24 protein-coding genes and 1 pseudogene are annotated in these 20,969 nt (G+C 40.7%); 15 read left to right on the top strand and 10 right to left on the bottom strand.

From position 1 onward, the window contains the following. Window positions 1-45: 45 nt before the first annotated feature. Window positions 46-552 (bottom strand): YkyB family protein, encoded by a 507-nt coding sequence (locus ACFX4I_RS00225; protein ID WP_230304264.1) that lies wholly within the window; start codon window positions 550-552, stop codon window positions 46-48. 270 nt (window positions 553-822) lie between these two features. Further along, entirely contained in the window at window positions 823-1,188 is a 366-nt protein-coding gene (locus ACFX4I_RS00220; RefSeq protein WP_283932742.1) for a hypothetical protein, read from the bottom strand. 117 nt (window positions 1,189-1,305) lie between these two features. On the opposite strand from ACFX4I_RS00220, the gene ACFX4I_RS00215 reads away from it, so the two are divergent. Both ACFX4I_RS00215 and crcB read left to right on the top strand, forming a co-directional pair. Further along, entirely contained in the window at window positions 1,306-1,686 is a 381-nt protein-coding gene (locus ACFX4I_RS00215; protein WP_377418256.1) for a fluoride efflux transporter FluC, read from the top strand. Further along, entirely contained in the window at window positions 1,683-2,045 is a 363-nt protein-coding gene (gene crcB / locus ACFX4I_RS00210; protein WP_355483150.1) for a fluoride efflux transporter CrcB, read from the top strand. Before ACFX4I_RS00215 ends, crcB begins: the two co-directional genes overlap by 4 nt. 172 nt (window positions 2,046-2,217) lie before the next feature. On the opposite strand, the gene ACFX4I_RS00205 is transcribed toward crcB, so the two are convergent. Next, window positions 2,218-3,081 (bottom strand): metallophosphoesterase, encoded by an 864-nt coding sequence (locus ACFX4I_RS00205; protein ID WP_230302782.1) that lies wholly within the window; start codon window positions 3,079-3,081, stop codon window positions 2,218-2,220. Window positions 3,082-3,244: 163 nt separating this feature from the next. Between ACFX4I_RS00205 and ACFX4I_RS00200 the strand changes: the two genes are divergently transcribed. The 4 genes from ACFX4I_RS00200 to ACFX4I_RS00185 all read left to right on the top strand — a co-directional run bounded on the left by ACFX4I_RS00200 (window position 3,245) and on the right by ACFX4I_RS00185 (window position 7,463). After that, a complete protein-coding gene (locus ACFX4I_RS00200; protein ID WP_377418253.1) occupies window positions 3,245-5,101 on the top strand; it encodes an SLC13 family permease in 1,857 nt (618 codons plus the stop codon). Between the two features lie 191 nt (window positions 5,102-5,292). Then, window positions 5,293-6,498 (top strand): EAL domain-containing protein, encoded by a 1,206-nt coding sequence (locus tag ACFX4I_RS00195; protein WP_230302780.1) that lies wholly within the window; start codon window positions 5,293-5,295, stop codon window positions 6,496-6,498. A 73-nt stretch (window positions 6,499-6,571) separates the two neighbouring features. Continuing rightward, window positions 6,572-6,799 carry a hypothetical protein gene (locus tag ACFX4I_RS00190; protein WP_230302779.1) on the top strand — a complete coding sequence of 76 codons (228 nt, stop codon included), beginning with the start codon at window positions 6,572-6,574 and terminating at the stop codon, window positions 6,797-6,799. A gap of 178 nt (window positions 6,800-6,977) precedes the next feature. Next, window positions 6,978-7,463, top strand: coding sequence for a DUF3993 domain-containing protein (locus ACFX4I_RS00185; protein ID WP_377418248.1), 486 nt, complete (start codon window positions 6,978-6,980; stop codon window positions 7,461-7,463). A gap of 81 nt (window positions 7,464-7,544) precedes the next feature. On the opposite strand, the gene ACFX4I_RS00180 is transcribed toward ACFX4I_RS00185, so the two are convergent. Together ACFX4I_RS00180 and ACFX4I_RS00175 are read right to left on the bottom strand one after the other, a co-directional pair. After that, window positions 7,545-7,778 (bottom strand): glutaredoxin family protein, encoded by a 234-nt coding sequence (locus ACFX4I_RS00180; RefSeq protein WP_076366808.1) that lies wholly within the window; start codon window positions 7,776-7,778, stop codon window positions 7,545-7,547. A gap of 93 nt (window positions 7,779-7,871) precedes the next feature. Continuing rightward, window positions 7,872-8,831, bottom strand: a complete 960-nt coding sequence (locus ACFX4I_RS00175; protein ID WP_377418245.1) for an MBL fold metallo-hydrolase — start codon at window positions 8,829-8,831, stop codon at window positions 7,872-7,874. 182 nt (window positions 8,832-9,013) lie between these two features. Here ACFX4I_RS00175 and ACFX4I_RS00170 point away from each other — a divergent pair, with 182 nt between their 5' ends. The 4 genes from ACFX4I_RS00170 to ACFX4I_RS00155 all read left to right on the top strand — a co-directional run bounded on the left by ACFX4I_RS00170 (window position 9,014) and on the right by ACFX4I_RS00155 (window position 11,695). Next, a complete protein-coding gene (locus ACFX4I_RS00170) occupies window positions 9,014-9,253 on the top strand; it encodes a YkuJ family protein (RefSeq protein WP_034314086.1) in 240 nt (79 codons plus the stop codon). Window positions 9,254-9,348: 95 nt separating this feature from the next. Further along, the gene (locus tag ACFX4I_RS00165; RefSeq protein WP_202190634.1) at window positions 9,349-9,495 is read left to right on the top strand and encodes a hypothetical protein; all 147 of its coding nucleotides are present in this window, start codon (window positions 9,349-9,351) and stop codon (window positions 9,493-9,495) included. Window positions 9,496-9,621: 126 nt separating this feature from the next. Continuing rightward, window positions 9,622-10,062 (top strand): cyclic-di-AMP-binding protein CbpB, encoded by a 441-nt coding sequence (cbpB, locus tag ACFX4I_RS00160; RefSeq protein ID WP_063232001.1) that lies wholly within the window; start codon window positions 9,622-9,624, stop codon window positions 10,060-10,062. 118 nt (window positions 10,063-10,180) lie between these two features. Further along, window positions 10,181-11,695, top strand: a complete 1,515-nt coding sequence (locus ACFX4I_RS00155; RefSeq protein WP_377418241.1) for an MDR family MFS transporter — start codon at window positions 10,181-10,183, stop codon at window positions 11,693-11,695. 18 nt (window positions 11,696-11,713) lie between these two features. Here ACFX4I_RS00155 and ACFX4I_RS00150 read toward each other — a convergent pair. Then, a pseudogene (locus ACFX4I_RS00150) lies at window positions 11,714-12,448 on the bottom strand (sulfite exporter TauE/SafE family protein). A gap of 113 nt (window positions 12,449-12,561) precedes the next feature. Here ACFX4I_RS00150 and ACFX4I_RS00145 point away from each other — a divergent pair. The 4 genes from ACFX4I_RS00145 to ACFX4I_RS00130 all read left to right on the top strand — a co-directional run bounded on the left by ACFX4I_RS00145 (window position 12,562) and on the right by ACFX4I_RS00130 (window position 16,202). Further along, entirely contained in the window at window positions 12,562-13,446 is an 885-nt protein-coding gene (locus ACFX4I_RS00145) for a transcriptional regulator CcpC (protein WP_063231999.1), read from the top strand. Between the two features lie 124 nt (window positions 13,447-13,570). Beyond that, entirely contained in the window at window positions 13,571-14,281 is a 711-nt protein-coding gene (gene dapD / locus ACFX4I_RS00140) for a 2,3,4,5-tetrahydropyridine-2,6-dicarboxylate N-acetyltransferase (protein ID WP_141992439.1), read from the top strand. 74 nt (window positions 14,282-14,355) lie between these two features. Further along, on the top strand, window positions 14,356-15,480 hold the full coding sequence (locus ACFX4I_RS00135; protein WP_377418714.1) for an N-acetyldiaminopimelate deacetylase: 1,125 nt from the start codon (window positions 14,356-14,358) through the stop codon (window positions 15,478-15,480). Between the two features lie 62 nt (window positions 15,481-15,542). Next, on the top strand, window positions 15,543-16,202 hold the full coding sequence (locus ACFX4I_RS00130) for a potassium channel family protein (RefSeq protein ID WP_230302773.1): 660 nt from the start codon (window positions 15,543-15,545) through the stop codon (window positions 16,200-16,202). A gap of 80 nt (window positions 16,203-16,282) precedes the next feature. Here the strand turns inward: ACFX4I_RS00130 and rnjA are convergent, their stop codons facing one another. Further along, entirely contained in the window at window positions 16,283-17,953 is a 1,671-nt protein-coding gene (gene rnjA / locus ACFX4I_RS00125; protein ID WP_034314071.1) for a ribonuclease J1, read from the bottom strand. Between the two features lie 3 nt (window positions 17,954-17,956). Beyond that, the gene (locus ACFX4I_RS00120) at window positions 17,957-18,166 is read right to left on the bottom strand and encodes a DNA-dependent RNA polymerase subunit epsilon (protein WP_034314070.1); all 210 of its coding nucleotides are present in this window, start codon (window positions 18,164-18,166) and stop codon (window positions 17,957-17,959) included. A gap of 882 nt (window positions 18,167-19,048) precedes the next feature. Here ACFX4I_RS00120 and ACFX4I_RS00115 point away from each other — a divergent pair. Beyond that, on the top strand, window positions 19,049-19,816 hold the full coding sequence (locus ACFX4I_RS00115; protein WP_230302772.1) for a Cof-type HAD-IIB family hydrolase: 768 nt from the start codon (window positions 19,049-19,051) through the stop codon (window positions 19,814-19,816). 47 nt (window positions 19,817-19,863) lie between these two features. On the opposite strand, the gene def is transcribed toward ACFX4I_RS00115, so the two are convergent. Together def and ACFX4I_RS00105 are read right to left on the bottom strand one after the other, a co-directional pair. Continuing rightward, a complete protein-coding gene (def, locus tag ACFX4I_RS00110) occupies window positions 19,864-20,418 on the bottom strand; it encodes a peptide deformylase (protein WP_377418237.1) in 555 nt (184 codons plus the stop codon). 237 nt (window positions 20,419-20,655) lie between these two features. After that, window positions 20,656-20,811 (bottom strand): YjcZ family sporulation protein, encoded by a 156-nt coding sequence (locus ACFX4I_RS00105; RefSeq protein ID WP_230302770.1) that lies wholly within the window; start codon window positions 20,809-20,811, stop codon window positions 20,656-20,658. Window positions 20,812-20,969 lie beyond the last annotated feature (158 nt).

Raw genomic sequence — 20,969 nt, 5'->3', positions numbered from 1 at the left:
GGGCCGATGAGGCGTTACCTCACGGCCCGTTTGGTTTATCAATAATCAATACTTGGAACCTTTTCCTAAAAAGGAGGATGGGAATGGATTGTGAAAAGGTTGCTTGACCGACCCACGCCCGTGAGCCCTTTTTTCGGTGTTGTTAGGGTTCGGTTGTTTTTCACCTGCTTGTCCAACGTAAGATTGCAGGATCTGTTTTGCCTTGGATAATGACAACGCGGCTTTGGGATTCCGTATGGAGGCTGCCCGGCTGCCGAGGTGGGGTAGTTTTTTCAGATCTTCCTTGGTGGGAGGTAAATGAAAAATATATGATCCGCATTCGACAATAACGTCGGATTGTTGTGCTGCAAAGCGAGGGTTATCAGAGAAATGAAGTCCAATCTTCTTCGCTTTTCCTTCTTGCATAAGCTTGCTTAATGCGAGCCGTTTTAAATTATATAAATTCTTGGGCTCCAATGCAGTCTTTGCGTGTTTATTGACAATAAACACGGCTTGGGCAAGGGAGTTTATCGAAAACTCATCCCTTTCAGAATGTCCTTTCGTTTGGTTCATTATGGAAACTCCTTTTCTTAATGAGGTTAGAAGGACGTTACAAACAGACTTCCTTCAGTTGGTTGAAATAGAGACGTGTGTGTAACCAGGCAGAAAATAGTGAAAAAATACTGCATGTACATCTCTAGGGTATGACCATCATTTCCCAACACTTTACCATCTATTCATTTTCATATTATACCACTTCAAAATATATAGGGAAGTAAAATTCAATCGGACGCCTTTTGGTTCAAGAAAAAGAAGGCGTTTATGTCGCCTTCTGTCCAACCTTTATTGAGTGTATATATTGATATTTTCAGATACCCCAGCCTGTGCGCCGAATTGTTGTTGTTGGTAACCCTGAAACCCTTGATAAGCAGGGTACGCAGGATAAGCGGGGTAAGGAGGGTAAGCGGGCGGGTATGGAGGAAGATATGGAGGATATGGAGGATAGACAGGTGGACGGTTATTGAAAAGCAACGGTCCAATTGCCAATCCTGCAACAAAAGCTACAGGCGCCAATAGCGGAAAGAAAGGAAAGAAGCGCTCGTCATTCAAATATTCAGGTCCATATTCATTCCCATATGCATTTCTGTAATCGTTCTGTAGCATTATGGTCTGCGGATAATGGTAGTAAGGAAAATACTGTGTTTGCATAATTAGCCTCCTTTTCTCAAATTCTTTACATAGTATGGATTTTTTTAAGAAAAGAGCCTGTTTCATCTTAATCTGTTATAATGAATCTACTTATGAGAAAAATTTGGGGGGACCTTAATGGATCGGTTTAAAGGCATTTTTGCAGTCGGTTTTGGAGGAGCGGCTGGAGCGATATTGCGTTATTGTGTAATCTTGACTGCTGGCCATACCTTCTTCCCGTTTGGAACCCTCTTAATAAATATAGTAGGCAGCTTTTTACTTGGAATGATCAATGGCTATTTCGCCTCGAAAAAGAAATCGCTTGTTTTTTTAGCACTGGGCAGCGGGTTTTGCGGCGGTTTCACCACGATGTCCACATTTTCCCAAGAAGTGGTGAATCTACTGCAGACTTCTCTGGCATTGGCGGGACTGTATATTGGTGCCACGCTTTTTTTTGGTTTGGTTGCTGGTTTCTTCGGACTGGGCCTTTTTAATAGACGGGGAGGTGAGTCCCTTTGATTGAGGTTCTTTCAGTTTTTATAGGAGGCTTTTTTGGAGCGGCCTCAAGATATGTCTTGCAGATTATTTTTAATAGGCTATTGCCAGCCGTCTCGATACCCATTAGCATTTTACTGATTAACCTTATAGGTTCCTTTGGGCTCGGAATGGCGCTGCCACAGAAAGAAAGCTGGGCTTTATCTTTGCAGGTTTTTCTGACAATAGGTTTCCTGGGTGCTTTTACGACCTTTTCAACATTCAGTATGGAAACACTTGAACTTATTAGGAAACACCGATATATAGATAGCCTTATCTATATATCGGTGTCTGTTTTAGGGTGTATCGGAACTTTCCTGTGCGGTTATTTAATTATGGTATAACCTTTATGGCAACTACCATTTGGTACTGGTAAAAAAAACCTGGTTTTCTCAGATATACTTCTAATGCTATAATTCATAGGAGTCCATTACACATGATTTATGGCAACAAGTCGTTTTATTCGCACAGGTTTTGTTAAAAAGTCTGGCGGTTTTCCCCTGTATTCTTTTCCTATCATTTTTCGGGTTGGAATTCGTAAACAGTCAACTCCGGACGTGAAAGAAAACGATATGGGAGACGGGTAGTGCCAAGCCCTCTATTTACATGCAACGTTAATGAATCGATTTCATACGTGCCTTCCCGGTACTTTTCAGCGTATGGGGGAGTTACAAGGGCACCGGCAAAGGGGATTTGTACTTGACCTCCGTGACTGTGACCGCTTATTTGATACTGGATGTCATAAGTCCTTGATGTGTCGGCAAGGTCAGGGGCATGCGAAAGCATAATGGTGAACACTTCTTCAGGGATGCCAGAAAGTGCTTTTTCAAAATCAGGTTTTCCTAGCATGGCATCATCAACCCCGGCAATGACTATTTCTTCAGCCGTTAATAAGGTAATCTTAGTTGAGGTATTTTGCAACATGGTAAAATGGGATTTTTCCATGATATCGCTGTAAATTTCTGAGCCATATCCCCCATGATCATGGTTACCGTAGATGCTGAATTTTCCAAGTGGCGCTTTGAGCTGATTTAAAACGACGGGGATTTTCTGGTAATCCTTGTATTTATTAGGCTGGTCCATCAAATCTCCGGTAAATAAAATAACATCAGGGTCCAGTTGGTTTATCTTATTGACAATTGCTTGTAAATCTTTAAGCTGAAATTGAAAGCCTAAATGCGTATCACTGAATTGGACCATTTTCATGCCATGAAAACCTTTTGGGATAAGCGGGTGGCTGATGATTTTATGCTTGATTTCTAACCATTTTGGTTCCAAATTATGGGCATAATAGTTTCCGCCAATACCTAAACCGGTTAAGGTAGCCAATGTACCAAGACTTTTCTTTAAGAATGTTCTTCTGGATATGGGTTTATTCAAATTAATCAACCTATCTAATATAAAAATGTTACTTCCTCATACTAACAAACAATATACATAAAATGAAGAAAATATCTTCTATGAGCATATGAAAAACATGTAAACTGGGGTTTGATGAAACCGTATCCGGTTTGAAAATGAACATCTATACGGAGGTAACATGATGACCGAACCAATGTTTATTACACTGATTATACTTCTATGCGCGATTGCGCTTTTTATACAAGGGAAATTTCGAGCAGATTTAATTGCACTTAGTGCACTATCCATTCTAGGTTTACTGGGGATTCTTACATTGGATGAACTAGTGGCCGGGTTTGCGAATCAAGTGGTCATCATGCTGGCTGGGCTATTTATAGTCGGTGCCGGCCTGTTAAATACAGGAATCGTGGAAAAGGCAGGAAATAAGTTGTTGGGTTTATGTGGGGGCAGTGAATGGAAATCGCTGCTTATCGTCATGCTGACAGCAGGAATATTAAGTGCCTTTTTAAGCGGATCAGGGATTGTTTCCATATTGCTTCCGCTCGTTATGAGCATGGCCTTAAAACAAAAAACAAGTCCGACAAGGTACTTATTGCCACTTGCCTATGCTAGCAGCATTGGAGGGCTATTAACACTGACAGGTACTCCCTCCAATATGATCGTTGCTGATGTATTACGGCAAAACGGAATAGGGACATTAGAGTTTTTTGACTTTACACCCGTGGGCTTGATCGCCTTTGCAGCAGGGTTATTCTTCATGTTGACACTCGGACGCCTGTTGCTTCCCGAGAAGACGATTGCCGCGAACAATAGTGTCAAGGGACTTTCGGCAGGGGAGCTTGCAGGCATGTACAAAGTATATGACAGATTGCATTACCTGCATATACCCGCTACTTCCGATATTGTAGGGGAAAGGCTGTCTGACCTCCAGCTTCCTATTCAGTATGAATTGACTTTGATTGAAATCCAGCGGAAGCCAAAGGATAAGCAATTACCGCTGTTGCAAAGACAGCTGACGATTTCGGCAAGGGCGGATGAGGTTCTTCATCCTGAGGATATCATTTTGGTGTTTGGTGAAGAAGAAGCAGTTGAGAGATTGGCACTTAACTATGAACTGGAGTTTAAACATTTCAATACCGAACAAATAAAGAAACATTTTCTTAGCAGTAGATTTGGATTGACAGAAATATTGATCGTCCCGAACTCGGATTATGAAAATCAAACCTTGATAGATGTGCATTTTCGTGAGAAATACCAATGTAATGTGCTTGCAATCAATCGGAATGGCGAATATATTCAAGCCGATGTTGGAACGGAACGCCTTAAACCGGGGGATGCAATCCTGATACATGGAGAATGGGAGAACATTGAGAGGATTTCCTCGGATTTACAGGATGTCATCGTTATTGGAAGTACCTCTGAAGATGGCTCTCCGGTCAACTTCAAGGGCAAAGCATGGATTGCCTTGGGAATCACTGCATTGATGGTCATTCTATTATCGATGGAGTCCGTCCCTGCCGTACTATCGGTATTGACGGCCGCATTGTTGATGGTGATCACTGGCTGTGTCCGTTCGATGGAGGAAGCTTACCAAAAGATTAACTGGGAACCTGTTCTTTTGATTGCCGCCATGTTCGGAATAACGGCTGCATTGGATAATACGGGCGGAGTGAGGATGATAAGTGATTGGCTGGCCGTTTTATTCAGTAATATCGGGGCACACGGCATATTAGCGTTCTTTTACCTCCTGACACTGATCCTGAGCCAATTCATCCCGTATGGAGCCGCGACGGTAATCATGACGCCCATTGCACTGACATCTGCAGTGAATCAAGGTATCGATCCCCTTCCTGTGTTTATATGCCTTGCCGTTGCTGGCAGTTTGGCCTTATCGACTCCAAGGGTTGCCACTACCAACGCGCTTGTCATGACGGCGGGTGATTACAAGCATAAAGATTTTATCATGATCGGGATATCCATACAGATCTTCATTGGTGTTATCATGGTGATCACGATCCCATGGTTCTTCCCTTTTTGATAAGACATAAGGCATTGTTCCATTTATGGACAATGCTTTTTCAATGTGTTTCTTTTCAAATGGATTGGATGAATGTGGTTCTGAAAAAAAGAGTTATGCAGTAGGAATTAAAATTATTTATTATCAATGCAAGAAACTAATGGTATAATTTTGGCATATTGGTGTTTTCGTAATTAGGGGGAAGATGCATCATGGATACAGAAAAGATATTAAAGAATTTAGACAGGGTGACACCATTCTTTCAACCGATTTTCAGTGCAGATCAACATCAGGTAATCGGGTATGAAATTCTAGGGCGCTATGAGGAACAATCGGAATACAAAAGCCTTGGACCTTTTTTTCACGATTCTGCAGTGCCGGAAGAGTATAGGGTGGAAGTGGATAATTACGTACTTGAAATTGCTTTGGAGAGAATAAAAGACTATGGTGAAGATTTTCTTATCTTTATCAACAGAGATCCTAATTTGCTTATGCTGGATCATGGCGAAGAATTCATGGAGATTTTACATCGTCATTTTCAACCGGAGGAAATGCACCGGGTCGTGCTGGAATTATCAGACACGATCAGTCCGGAAAACTTAGATCCTTTGCAGCATGTGCTTGCTTACTTTAAAACATATGGGATTAAGATAGCTTTAGATCATTTAGGACAAGATACGCAATTGGACCGAATCGCACAGATTTCTCCGAATATTTTAAAAGTTAACCTGGACCAGCTTCGCATTTCAGGTGGAGATGCCTATCAGGTCATCCTGTTTTCTCTAAGCATGCTTGCACGAAAAATCGGTGCCAATTTACTATTTGAGAACATTGAGTCCGAATACCAGCTTCGTTTTGCATGGAAGAATGGGGGACGATATTATCAAGGGTATTTTTTGGCGAAACCGGAAGGCGAATTCATTAATAAAGATTTACTTCGTGAAAAATTCCATCAAGAATGTCAGTCCTTCATTTCTTTAGAGACCAAGAAGCTTGAAGCCGTTTATCAAAAGACTTTGCAATTCAACGAGAATATGCAAAATTTCTTAAAACAGCAAAAGCGGAACGGCTCCCATGAAGAGTTTCTCGGTATTTTGGCGAAAAAGTTGGATTCCGTATGTTTTCGGCTTTATATTTGTGATGAAGAGGGGTATCAAAAATCTCCCAATATCCTACATAAGGACGGACAATGGTTAGTCCAACCCAGTTATATGAATAAAAATTGGAGCTGGAGACCTTATTTTCTCGAAAATATCGTAAAGATGCGCAATGAGAAAAAAGGAATACTATCCGATTTATACAGTGATATCGAAACAGGGGAAACCATACGGACCTTTTCATATCCCCTGAATAATAAGGAATACATTTTCTGTGATCTTTCTTATAGTTATTTATATGAAAATGAAGCACTATTATAAAAACGATTCATGAATATAATCGCTTTAAATGTGTAACGATAAGCAGAAATGATGCGCTTGGAGGAGACATATTTTGAGCACGTACATCTGGATTCTAATCATAATCGTTACTGTCATGGCATTATATCTGCTCTTTTATACTTATTCTGTAGCAAGGGCACAGAAAGGGAAGGCCGGATACGATTCGACTATCGATGATTCAGTTAAAGAACATCCTTATTTAAAGAACCCGGTATTCGTTTCCCTTTTCGTCGGAACGATTTTGGTTGCCGGTTTTATTTTTTACTATGCTTTTCGATAATTGTGAGAAGGAGATTTCATTATCATGAAATCTCCTTTTTTATTGTGAAGGGGCAATGGCATCAAGGCATCACGGAGAATTTGATTTTTTAGTTTGGCTTTGATTTTGACGGGTATTGAAAGGCATAGGCAAAAATCAGAACCATTAGGAGAAATTCTATAACAAGGAGATGATTGTAATGAGGAAATATCTAGTTGCATGTCTTGCCAGTGTCCTTTTATTTTTAAGTGGAGGGTTCACTGCTTCAGCGGAGGGCTTACATAGAGAGGAAGTACTATCTTTAGTACAGGATGCCATGGAGAATCAAGGTTCGATCAGTGAGAAAGTACGTACTAAGGAAGAGATTGAAGGGAAGTTGGCTAAACATTTCACAGGTGATTTTATCAAGAAGTTTGTCCAAGCGAATGTAGTGAAAGTCGATGGCGGTTATACCGCATTTGGATCAGATTTCGCTCCGTATTATATCCCTTTTTTCAGTTACGACAAGAATACGGAAATTGTATATGGGAAAAACGGTGATGTCATTTATGTTCAGGAGGAATTCCAGGACACTGGGGACGGACCGGTATCGATGGAAAAACATGTTGAATCAGTTACTTTGAAAAAGGAAAATGACGGATGGAAGGTAATGGATGTAAAGTATGAAAGTGATAAAATGAAATAAGGAAAGTTCTTCAAAGTTGAAAAATATGAAGCTGATATATGAAGAAGTCTAGAGGAGGTCATAGCCTTCTCTAGACTTTTTTTATATATTCAGTTCTTTTTTTATTTCGTCCAATTCAAAACCAACAATGGCTTTCCCATCGATAACGACCGTTGGTGTGGAATAGGCGCCATATTTATTCGTTAATTCTTTTCGGGCTTGTCCATCTGCTTTAATATCCTTTTCTTTGTAAACGACATTATTATCATCAAAGAACATTTTCATGATTTTGCAGGGAGGGCAATCAGGTTGGGTATATAGCGTAACGTCTTTCATTTCAATCCTCCATGTATTCTTTAGGTAAGGTTTATTTTTTCATTATAGAGGATGCCCGGACATTTGAATAGGAAAACACCCCAAGTACCCGTTCTACTTACCTTTTTCCTGTTTAACTAGATAGTCTATCAATCCCATGGAACAAACATTCAGGTCCATGGCGATGATTTCAAAAACAGGATGATCTGTGGTGATTCCTTTTTCGCCTAAATGAAAGGCGACTTCCGTGAAAATATTTTTACTGGTCGCTGTCACTCGTTCCTCAAAGCTCGCATATTCCCTGTATGCTGATTTTGCAATCGCAACAAATTTAGGCAGCCAGTAATGAAGTTGTTTATATACTTCCTTAGGGTTTTCGGAAACCCCATAATGGCCAAAATATATACGTTCGACGCCGATGCTTTCATACAATTCCGCTGCTGCAAGCATCGCTTCGGGGTTAAATTGGTTTGGCGATGTGGAAGGTAAGTAAAATTCCAGACCTTCTTCATCGAGTTCACGATAATAGATGCCTACTGTGTCACCTGAAAACATCCCTTTCGAAACCGAATCGAATATGCTTAAATGATGGTTTGCATGTCCGGGAGTGTCATAAAAGGTCAACTTTGAATTATCATTTGTTTGCAGGGATTCCCGATCATGTTTAATCAGCATTCTTTCAAATGGAATAGGTAAAATAGGATCGAAAAGCTTGTTGAATTCTTCACCATAGACTGCTTTAGCCCCAGCAATCAAACGTGTTGGATCTTCTAGATGACGTGCACCTTTTGGATGGACGATCACTTTGGCGTTCGGGCAATGCTGTAAAAAAAGTCCAGCTCCACCTGCATGGTCCAAATGAATATGGGTAAGAATGATATATGTAATATCTTCGGGGGCGATTCCCAAATGTTCGAGCCCCTTCATTAAGTGGGGGATGGACGGGCTGGCGGAAGTTTCGACTAATGTGATGTCTTCATCGGCAATTACATATGTACCTGTACGATTTCTTCTATCCAAATCAAGACCATCAATCAATGAAATGCGATAACCAAGTTCACTAATGTTTTGCATCAGAATCTACCCCCAAAAAATTTTTCATGTACAAAATCCATTCCTTATTTTATTCTGTTAATAGTGCCATGTAAAGAATGAAGTTTTAAATTATTCTGAATTTATTTCAGCGTGGCTACTGGATAGAAAAGTGTGGTATAGTGAAACCTATCGAAAGGTTTTATTCAGAAAGGAGAGGGAGTATGTCTCAATTACAGGGCATCCTTACCAGATTGAAAAGTCTTCAAGAGCAAGCGAAGGAATCTGAATCTGCTCAACGTTTTTTTGAAATAGATGGTGTGAAAAAGTGCCAGGTTACATATTTCAGCAAAACAGAAATGTTCGAGCTTGAAGTATACAGTGATAAAGGGAAATCATCCAAATATCAATTCGATAATATTGATATGATTACCATTGAAATCTTTGATCTTCTTCAATCTTAAAAAAATCACGAAAAGCCGCCCTCCTTTGGAAGCGGCTTTTTTATTGTGAATGAAGCAGTGAAATTTACACATCTTATTAATTGGAGGGATGTAAAATGAAAAATCCAATGGTAATATGCCCAGCATGCGGTGAGGAAAGAGAAATGGAAAATGTATTGACGGCACAATCCAACCAAAATGTGATTTATCAATGCCCGGAATGCGGTTTTAAACAGGTTAACATCAAAACTAGTAAAGGTTAAAGATCTCTTGCGGAAATCCCACCGTTTGGGATTTTATTGGTCTAGGAATGAGCCTTTTCTGCTTACATATGTTAAACTATAGAAAGAGCTGTATATAAATAAAAACATATGGTAAGGGGTTTTAACATGATCGGTACTCATGATGGGGATTTATTGGAATCCAGCGTTAAAGACTTAATGATTTCTTCTGAACGCGTGGCCCACGTGCAGGTAACCAATAATTTAGAACATGCACTATTGGTATTGACAAAGAGCGGTTATACGGCCATTCCTGTGTTAGATCCGATGTATAAACTGCATGGTTTAATTAGCACACCAGTCATTCTTGATTCAATCTTGGGACTGGAACGAATTGAATTTGATAATCTTGAGAATAAAAAAGTTTCCGAAATAATGAATATAGAAATACCTCGCCTGCATATTGAAGATACATTGACCAAGGGTGTGGAATTGTTGATTGATCATCCTTTTGTCTGTGTGGAGAATGACGAACATGTATTTGAAGGTATCTTAACGAGAAGAGCAATCCTGAAAAAGGTATTTAAACAAAATACACCCGATAAATAAGTAAGGCTTAAAATGATGGTTAACCTCAAAACTCGCCAGTTGGCGAGTTTTCTTGTTTTTACATATTTGATCCAGCTAGTGGTAAAGTCTATAAACAGTTAAGGTCTATTAGGGGAGGATGCTGAAATTGGGCCAAGAAGTGAATAGTGCTAAGGTGCAGAATAAAGAATTGAAACGTCCCTTCATATTAGCTGCCATCATGTTGGCTATGTTTATGAATGCTATTGAAGGAACAATCGTTTCGACGGCAATGCCAGCCATTGTAAGTGATTTAGGCGGTTTTTCACTTTACAGCTGGGTGTTTTCAGGTTATTTGCTAATGAATGCGGTAACAGTCTTGATATACGGAAAGCTATCGGATATTCTCGGGAGAAAACCCGTTTTATTATTTGGAATCATTGTCTTTTTAATTGGCTCCCTTCTTTGCGGCTTTGCAGATTCTATGACGGAACTCATCATATATCGCTTTATACAAGGTTTTGGGGCGGGGGCAGTAGCTCCTGTAGCTTCGACAATTGTTGGCGATATTTATAAAAATGAAGAGAGGGCACGCGTTCAAGGGTATCTATCGAGCGTGTGGGGCATTTCAGCTGTCATGGGGCCAGCTTTGGGCGGCTTGCTCGTTGAATCCCTGACTTGGAAGCTTGTCTTCTGGGTAAATATCCCTTTGGGCTTATTATCTTTTATTGGTATTTGGTTTTTCCTTCATGAAAATATCGAAAAGAAAAAACGTGATATCGATTACCTAGGTGCAACGCTATTGACGTTATCCATATCCACTCTCATGGTGATACTCGTAGAAGGAGGAGTGAAATGGTCATGGGCTTCAGCTCCAGTCATTTCCTTGGCATTAGTGGCCATCATCACCTTCATCTTATTCATTCTTCAGGAAAAGAAAGCGGCCGAACCGATGATGCCATTTGAAATTTGGCAGGAGCGTTCCATTCTGATTGCCAATCTTGTATCCCTGACGACAGGGGTGATGATGATCGGATTATCAAGTTTCCTCCCGACATTCGTTCAGGGTGTGATGGAACGCTCGCCTACGGTAGCTGGTTTTACATTGACAGCCATGTCAATTGGCTGGCCGATCGCATCAATGGTCTCTGGCAGGTTATTGATGAGAATAGGATTCAAATCAACCTCCCTCCTTGGAGGGTGTTCATTGATCCTTGGGAGCTTGATCCTAGTGTGGATGAAGCCGGAAGCTGGGCCCCTTATTGCTGCGATGGGATCCTTCTTTGTCGGTGTAGGCATGGGCTTGACTTCTACCTCATTCATTGTCGTCATTCAAAAAACCGTCAGCTGGGAACGAAGGGGCATTGCGACAGCTTCCAATATGTTCATGCGTAATTTAGGAAATACTGTAGGTGCTGCATTACTTGGAGGAATCATGAATATGAGGCTTCAAGCCTACTTGAACGAGCATGCGCCAGCTGGCTCGGGAGTGACGATAGATACGGCAAATAAACTGTTGAACAGTGAAGAACGCATGTCGCTTCCAGAAAATGTGGTAAATGTTTTACAGGAAGGACTTACATTGTCTTTACAGACGATTTATCTCATTGTTCTAGTCTTCTCTGTAATCAGCTTCCTGTTACTTACAACACTAAGAAAGAATAAGAAGGAATAGGGAAAAAAGGCAGACTCTTTAAATGGAGTTTGCCTTTGTATTTAAGGAACGACTCTGATGACCAATTGAATCAACAATGCGATCGTGACCGAATGTAAAATGAATTTCAATTGTCGAGTGGAGATTTTTTTGCGCCACACGCAAGGCTGGCTGTGATCCGATTAGGGAACCGATCGTGTAATAAATGGGAATCCCCCATGCAATGTTACCAGCAATGAAATAGCTAATGAAGGTTTGGTATCTAATAAAGGCTGGGGATTGAAGGTAGGTGGTACGATTTCTTAAAAAGGTATACATGAGCATGGTTGCCTGTCCGGGTCCGAATATTCCGTCATAGACACTGATTCCGAATAGGGATGGATAAACTTTTTGGGAGATGCCAATCGGGTTCATCGGAAGGTTTCGGTTTTTTATGAAATTCATGATTAAAGCGACTGTCAATAGACAGATGGCTAACAAATTCATTGCCTTCTCAGAGAATGAATTAGCAAGCAGACCACCACATAAGCCACCGAGAAGGGCGAACGGGATTAACTAGAGGGCATCCTTCAATTTTAGCTGTTTTTTCTTGTATAAAATATAAAAGCTAGAAAAAGAAGAACACATAGTGGAAAACTTGACTGAACCAATAACCTGGTGTTTGGGTAAACCTATCAACAGAGGGGATGGCATTCCGATAAGGCCGCCGCTCCCAGCCAATGTGCCGACAAAGGATGCTGCAAAACTGATGACAAGCAGTAAAATGATCGTCAAAGGATATTCACCCTGTTTCTTTTCTCTTGTATTATAAGCTGACTTTGTTGATAATGAAATTTAAATAAATTAAATCATCATGATAAGAATTAATTATCAAGAGGTTGGTGTGTATGTCATTTTCAGAATTTCATTTATTATCCGTGCTTGCTCAGGAAATGAATATGAGGAAAGCAGCTGAGCGGTTGTTCGTTTCCCAGCCGGCTTTATCACAGCGTTTACAATCTATAGAAAAGGATTGGGGCTCGAAACTGTTTCTGCGTTCACAAAAAGGGCTGTCACTGACGCCTGCAGGTGAAGCGGTAATTCGTTTGGCCAATGAGGTTATCGAAAAAGAAGAAAAGGTCAGGGAAAGTATTCAAGCTATGGACCATGAAGTATATGGGACTTTGAAAATAGCCTGTGCTTCGATTGTCGGTCAAAATTGGCTGCCGCAAGTATTGAAAAAGTTCGTTCAAAAATATCCGTATGCCAAAATTTCCTTAATCACTGGCTGGAGCAGTGAGATTTTAAAGTCTTTGTATGAAGGGCAAGTGCATATTGGCATCATAAGGGGAGCCCCGGATTGGAAAGGGGTAAAACAGCATTTATTTACGGATATGCTTTATTTGGTGGATACTGAAATGAAGGAACTGAATCAGGTGTTCGAAACGGACCGGCCATTCATTCAGTTTAAAAGCGATTCGAATTATTATCAGGAAATCCAGGACTGGTGGCACCGGCAATTTAAAACGACACCAAAAAACACCATTGTTGTGGACCAAATCGAAACATGCAAACAAATGGTGTTCAATGGTATAGGATATGCAATCCTGCCAGCCATCACTTTACATGATAAAGATACGAATGTTTTTAAAATCCCTCTATTGGATGGGCATAACCACTCAATCGAACGAGATACATGGCTTTGCGGTTATGAATCTGCCTTCCAGTTAAAGCAAGTGCAAGCATTCACGGAAGTGGTGAAAGAGCATATTCGCGACCAAGGAATGTTATAGGTCCGCTGACGAAAATGTCAATAGGGGAGAATAATATATAAGAGTGACATTCAACTTGTCTTGCCGGCAGTTGTCTGGTAAATTTAAAACGAGTAATGATACATATTTAGGAGGTTTACCCGGAATGAATAAAATGGATGCGAACGAAATTATTTCTTTTATCTCAAATAGTAAAAAATCTACACCTGTAAAGGTATATGTCAAAGGCGATTTAGAAGGCATGGATTTTGGTCCAGCTTCTAAAACTTTCATAACAGGAAATACAGGTGTTGTATTCGGTGAGTGGTCTGAAGTCGAAGAAGCAATCAAGGCAGCAGGAACAAAAATCGAGGATTATGTAGTTGAAAATGATCGCCGTAACTCTGCCATTCCTTTATTGGACCTAAAAGGCATCAAAGCCCGTATCGAGCCTGGCGCAATAATCCGTGACCAAGTATCCATTGGAGACAACGCAGTCATCATGATGGGTGCATCAATCAATATTGGTTCTGTCATCGGTGAAGGCACAATGATCGACATGAACGCAATACTGGGCGGACGTGCAACAGTGGGTAAAAACTGTCACGTAGGTGCAGGTGCCGTTTTAGCAGGTGTCATCGAGCCGCCTTCCGCACAACCGGTCATTTTGGAAGATGATGTTTTAATCGGTGCCAATGCGGTCGTACTAGAAGGTGTGAAAATCGGTCAAGGTTCAGTTGTGGCGGCTGGTGCAGTTGTAACGAAAGACGTTCCTCCTTACTCCGTGGCTGCTGGTATCCCGGCGAGGGTCATTAAACAAATTGACGAAAAAACAAAATCAAAAACAGAAATCATGCAAGAACTTCGTCAACTTTAATTTCTTTATTGAATATTGCCTGAAGCGTGGATAAATATATCCACGCTTTCTGTATAGGAGGAAATAATGTGAAAATAAATCCTTTTGCCGAAATCCGGCGTGATTTGCATCAAATACCGGAGATAGGATTCAAAGAATTCAAGACGCAGCAATACCTGCTGAATTACATAACGAAACTGGCCCAGGAGCGAATGGAAATAGAAACTTGGCGGACTGGGATATTCGTGAAAGTGAAGGGAATGAACCCGCGAAAAACAATTGGCTACCGGGCTGATATTGACGGTCTGCCGATAAAAGAGGAAACCGGATTGCCGTTCACATCCACCCACGAGGATTATATGCATGCCTGCGGTCATGATTTTCATATGAGCATAGGTTTGGGATTATTGACATATTTCACCGAAAATCCGATCGATGATGACTTGCTATTCATCTTCCAGCCTGCAGAAGAGGGTCCTGGCGGAGCTGAACCAATGCTTAAATCGGAAACGATGAAAAAATGGAAGCCGGATATGATTCTTGCTTTACATATTGCTCCAGAGTATCCAGTTGGGACGATTGCGGTTAAAGAAGGGCTTCTATTTGCCAATACATCTGAATTATTCATCGATTTGAGGGGGAAAGGAGGGCATGCAGCCTATCCGCATGAAACAAATGACATGGTCATTGCGGCCTGTTCGCTTGTTGGGCAGCTGCAAACAATCGTTTCCAGGAATGTCAATCCACTTGATTCAGCTGTCATTACAGTTGGGAAGATTACTGGTGGCACCGTACAAAATATTATTGCGGAGACAGCGCGTTTAGAAGGCACAATACGGACCCTTAACCCTGAATCAATGGTAAAGGTCAAGTCAAGAATAAAAGCGCTTGTTGATGGCATGCAAGTGGGATATGAGTGCTTGGCAGAAATCGACTATGGCGCAATGTATCACCAGGTGTATAATGAAGAACGGTTGACCCGGGAATTCATGGAATTTACAGAGAAGTCAACTGCTGTTCATTTGCATCGCTGTACGGAAGCGATGACTGGTGAAGATTTTGGTTATATGTTAAAGGAGATTCCAGGGTTCATGTTCTGGCTGGGGGTTTCATCGGATTACGGATTGCACCACGCAAAGTTAAGTCCGGATGAAACTGCAATTGAACTCGCGATCAATCACTTAACGGACTATATAACGTTTAAAGGAAGCGAAGCGTAAAAAATGCTTTTCAGTACAGAACATGCTCTAAAGAGAGAACGAATGACGTTGGAGGGCTTATTGTGAAAAAAGAATTTGCGGTGATTGGACTTGGTCGTTTTGGCGGCAGCATAGTCAAGACATTAGCTGAAGAAGGATTAGGGGTTCTGGCTATCGATGCTGACGAAGATCGAGTGAATGAATTTGCCAGAATAGCTTCACATGCCATAGTAGGGGATACGACAGATGAAAATGTACTGAGAAACATAGGGATTCGGAATTTTGATCACGTCATTGTAGCGATTGGCGAGAATATTCAAGCTAGTATATTGACGACTCTCATGCTTAAGGAATTGGGTGTCGGGAATGTTACGGTTAAAGCGCAAAATGATTATCATGAGAAGGTTCTTCGTAAAATCGGGGCCGACTATGTCGTGCACCCCGAACGAGATATGGGGAGAAGGATCGCCCATAATATCGTCTCCAATAATATTCTCGATTATCTGGAGCTTTCTGATGAACACTCCATCGTCGAAATTGTTGCAAGCCAAAAGATGAATGGAAACTCGATATTTGACCTTGATATCCGTGCTCATTATGGGCTGAATATAGTCGCGATCAAAAGAGGGAACGAAATAAATGTCTCCCCACAGGCGAGCGATTTAATTCATAAAGGTGATATATTGATCGTCATCGGCGCGGATTCTGACATCAATCGCTTTGAAAAAAAGATTGTGGAATAAGCATGGCTTGCTCAATTGCGGGCAGCGCGCACTTTTTATCCACAAAAAAGCCCAGCCATCAATGGCTGGGCTTCTATTATTTATTGAACTTCCATGATGATCGGCAGGATCATTGGACGGCGTTTAGTTTTTTCATATAGGAATGGAGATAAAGTGTCTGTAATTTCATTTTTAATTTCAGACCATTGTGTAGTTTTGCGATCCATCACCTTATTCAAATGCTTAGTTATCAAGGATTGAGCATCGCTGATAAGGTCTCCTGATTCTCTCATATAAACAAATCCTCGTGAGATGATGTCAGGTCCGGATGCAATTTTGAATTCCTTCATATTGATGCTGACAACGACCACGACAAGACCTTCCTCGGAAAGGATTCGGCGATCACGGAGAACGATATTACCGATATCCCCGATGCCGCTTCCGTCGATATAAACCGAACCTGAAGGGATTTTACCAGCGATTTGAGCTGTGTTTTCACTTAAGGAAAGAACTTCCCCATTATCCATGATAAAGCAATTTTCTTCCGGAACTCCGCAATCGACTGCATGGCGGGCATGTAGTTTTTGCATACGGTATTCACCATGGATTGGCATGAAGAATTTTGGTTTTATCAAACGAAGCATCAGCTTTTGTTCCTGCTGTCCGCCATGTCCTGATGTATGAATGTCATTCAAAGGACCTGAAATGACGTCTGCTCCTGCACGATATAATTGATTGATCGTTCTGGAAACACTGATTGTGTTACCTGGGATAGGTGAAGATGAAAATACTACAGTATCACCAGGAATGATTTGAATCTGACGGTGAGTGCCATTCGCTATGCGCGACAGGGCTGCCATTGGTTCACCTTGACTGCCTGTACAAAGGATGGTTACTTTATTTGCAGGCATACGATTCAATTGCTGTACATCAATAAATGTATCTTTAGGCGCTACGATATAACCAAGATCTTGTCCAATTGATATGGCTGAATCCATGCTTCGGCCAAAAACGGCTATTTTACGGCCGTTAGCCACGGCTGCTTCAACAACTTGCTGAAGGCGATGGATGTTTGATGCAAACGTGGCAAAAATAATCCGGCCGTCAACCTTACGGAAAATGTCTTGAATGGTATCGCCGACACGGCTTTCGGACATAGTAAAGTTCTGCACTTCACTATTTGTGCTATCCGAGAGTAAGCACAATACACCTTCTTTACCGATTTCAGCCATCTTGGTCAGGTTTGCAGGCTCGCCCACTGGTGTGAAGTCGAATTTAAAATCACCAGTATGGACAATTTGTCCAGGAGGTGTTTTTACAACGATTCCATAAGAGTCAGGGATACTGTGAGTTGTGCGGAAGAATGAAACGGACGTTTTCCGGAACTTGATCACTTCATCTTCACTGATTTCAATCATGGTTGTCTGACGTAAAAGGCCGTGTTCTTCCAATTTATTACGAAGCAGTCCAAGTGCCAGTTTCCCGCCGTACACAGGGACATTCACTTTTCTAAGTAAATAAGGAATCCCGCCAATATGGTCTTCATGGCCATGGGTAATGAAAACGCCTTTAATTTTATCTACATTTTTCTCTAAATAGCTGTAATCTGGAATCACATAGTCAATACCGAGAAGCTCATCTTCAGGAAATTTAATTCCAGCATCAATGATGATGATTTCATCTTGAAACTGAACAGCATATGTGTTCTTACCGATTTCGCCTAAACCGCCCAGGGCGAATACAGCTGTTTGATCGTTTTTTACAAATTTCATAAGTTATAGCTCCAATACTTTATAATCTTCATTTTGTTTTTCATATTCTAAATATGCTCCGGTTACGGGTAATACGATTTCTACGTTATAAGGTTCTTTTTTTAATTTTAAACGAACGTCACGAACGGATTCACCTTCGACAAACATTGTTTTAGTATTCTCCCTGATGGGAACCTCTGATATGGTTACTTGATAGTATACCTTAAAAACCATTTTAATCTCTCCTCACTTGTTTGCATTGCTTTTTTCATTATATATAAAAACAACAATTTTTTCATGTTTTTCAACATCATGTAAAAATAAACCCAGCTCCGCCATAAAAACGGAAGGGGTTTGATGAATTAAATATACCAATGTCTAAAAGTATATAAAAAAATAGATGGCCGATTCTGGTATCAATCCAATTGTGTCTTCCTCTATCTTATATCCTATCCGTTTTTGCCATGTGTAAAACTTAAATCATGGGATCTTTTTTCGTAAACGATTTCTTTCTAAATTAATACAGTACGACTGTGTACAGCGTTTCATGAAAACACAACGACTCATATCTTTATTGAAATATGTATTCACCTGACCAAATAAAAGCCAAGATAGAAAGAATGCTTAACAAGAACTTTACAACAAGGAAGAAGCCCTCCGCAAGTTTTTGAAGGGCTGTCCGAAAAAAATTCGCATATGGATGACGGCCAAGGCAGGTATGAGTGGCAAATCATGCGATAGATTTTTTTCTTAAAAGATCATTCCACTGTTTAACAAGCTTTTTACGAAGCTTTTTTAACATGGCGATCACGCTCCCTTAATTATTATTGTATAGGATTATTCAATAATGTAAATACGTCTTTACAGGTACTTGGCCCATTTTTGAAAAAAAAGGCTCATTCAAACAAGCAACTGGGATTTTGGAGGCAAGAAGGATGGGAGAAGTATCTAAGAAAGCCTGAGTTGTTTCTATTAAAAATAGTATATACCAATTCATGAATAAAAAACGTGAATTGAGAGGAATCCGGTAGTGTTACTTGACTTATCTTGATGACAATTATTAAATGGGTACATATTAAAAAAGGAAAAAATGAATGAATTGGAAGTGAATCGTAAGTGAAAATCGTATTCTTTGATATTGACGGAACATTGCTTGATCATGAAAAAAAGTTACCTGCTTCAACAAAAAAAGCCATTAAGCAACTGCAGGATAGCGGGGTTTTTGTAGCGATTGCCACAGGAAGGGCTCCGTTCATGTTCGAATCTTTAAGGGAAGAGCTTGGCATCGATACATTCGTAAGTTTCAATGGACAGTACGTTGTTTTTGAAGGGAAAGTCGTTTATAAAAACCCTCTGAGCATACCTGAGATAAAACGGCTCCACGAACATGCTGAAAAAAATGAAATACCGATCGTTTTCATGAATGAGGAGACAATGAAATCGAGTGTTCCACATCATAGCAGAATCGAAGAAGCATTAAGCAGCCTGAAGTTTCCCCACCCTGAACATGAGGCAGATTTTTATGAGGACCATGATATATACCAAGCCTTATTATTCTGTTCGGAAGATGAAGAAGGGAACTTTGTTGGGAAATATGATGACTTTCACTTCATTAGATGGCATGAGCATTCAACGGATGTACTTCCATTCGGGGGTTCAAAAGCTGAGGGCATTAAAATATTAATGGAAAAAGTTGGGTTTGGCCTGGAGGATGTTTACGCCTTTGGAGATGGCTTAAATGATATAGAGATGTTAAAAGTAGCGGGATATGGCGTGGCAATGGGGAATGCCGGTCAACTTGTTAAGCAAGAGGCCGACTTTGTAACGAAGGATGTCGATGATGATGGCATACTTTTTGGTTTGAAGGAACTTGAACTGATATAAAAAACAAAACCCCCGTCAACCAACAGACGGGGGTTTTGCTTATTACGTTACCTTTCCACCGCAATTGAATTTTCCATGATGGCATAAGGGTCATCCGGATTGATATGATCATAAAACATGATTCCATTAAGGTGGTCGATTTCATGTTGAAAGCAAATGGCTGCGATGCCTTTCAGGCGGAGTTGAACCGATTTTCCTTCCAGGTCCGTACCCACAACCGTTATTCGAGCATAACGGGGCACATAGCCGGAAACGGGACGATTTACGGAAAGGCAGCCTTCTCCGGATGTCAAATATGCTTTTTCCACTGAATGGCTGATGAGTTTAGGGTTAAAAAGTGCATAGCTATACAGTTGTCCATCTTTTTCTTTCAAATGAACCGCGATTATCCTTTTTGAAACATTCACCTGTGGTGCGGCCAAGCCAATTCCTGCCCTTAACCCGTATAGTGCAGCAATATCGGGCTTCTGGCTATTTTGGACATATTCCATCATGCTGGCTAAAAGTTGCTTATCTTCATTTGATGCCGGAAGCGGAACCTCTACCGCGACTTGCCTTAAGATTGGATCGTCTTCATTAACAAAATCATCCATGGTAAGCATAATCTTTCACCCCATAAAAATTCTTATAATATGTATAGGATTATTTTAACAAAAAAAATACTGAAAGTTAATGGATGCTAATGAAAGAAAAATGGAAGGGATGGAATCAAGTCATTAATTCCTATCCCAGCCATTATATTATTTGCGTGTTGAGGTCTATTTAAAAAAATAAATCATTTTTTGTGAATTAGGGTAAATAGTTAACATTTTCGGGTAAATGTAATAGTAATTATCTGCTTAGCATAAGCACGCGCCGACAATGATTAACAGAATGAACAGGACAATGATTAGAGCGAAGCCGCTTCCAAAGCCGCAGCCTCCACCATCACCATAACCATAGCTGGGTGCAACGGAAACCGGATAACAACAATCCTGGTTGTAACCTCCATACATAATTTCATACCTCCGTTTTTTGTATTATTAAAATGCTGACCTCTCTGATTTGAAACGGTCCCTACAGCCTATGCAGTATGGTTTAAAGGGTGTAGGCTAGCGCCCAGTAATGAAAAAAACCTGTTCGGAATAAGATTGTAACGTGTCTGCGGCTTATA

This window comes from Peribacillus sp. YIM B13472 (assembly GCF_042788005.1).
Taxonomy (GTDB): domain Bacteria; phylum Bacillota; class Bacilli; order Bacillales; family DSM-1321; genus Peribacillus; species Peribacillus simplex_E.
This window is presented reverse-complemented; position numbering and strand designations above follow the sequence as displayed.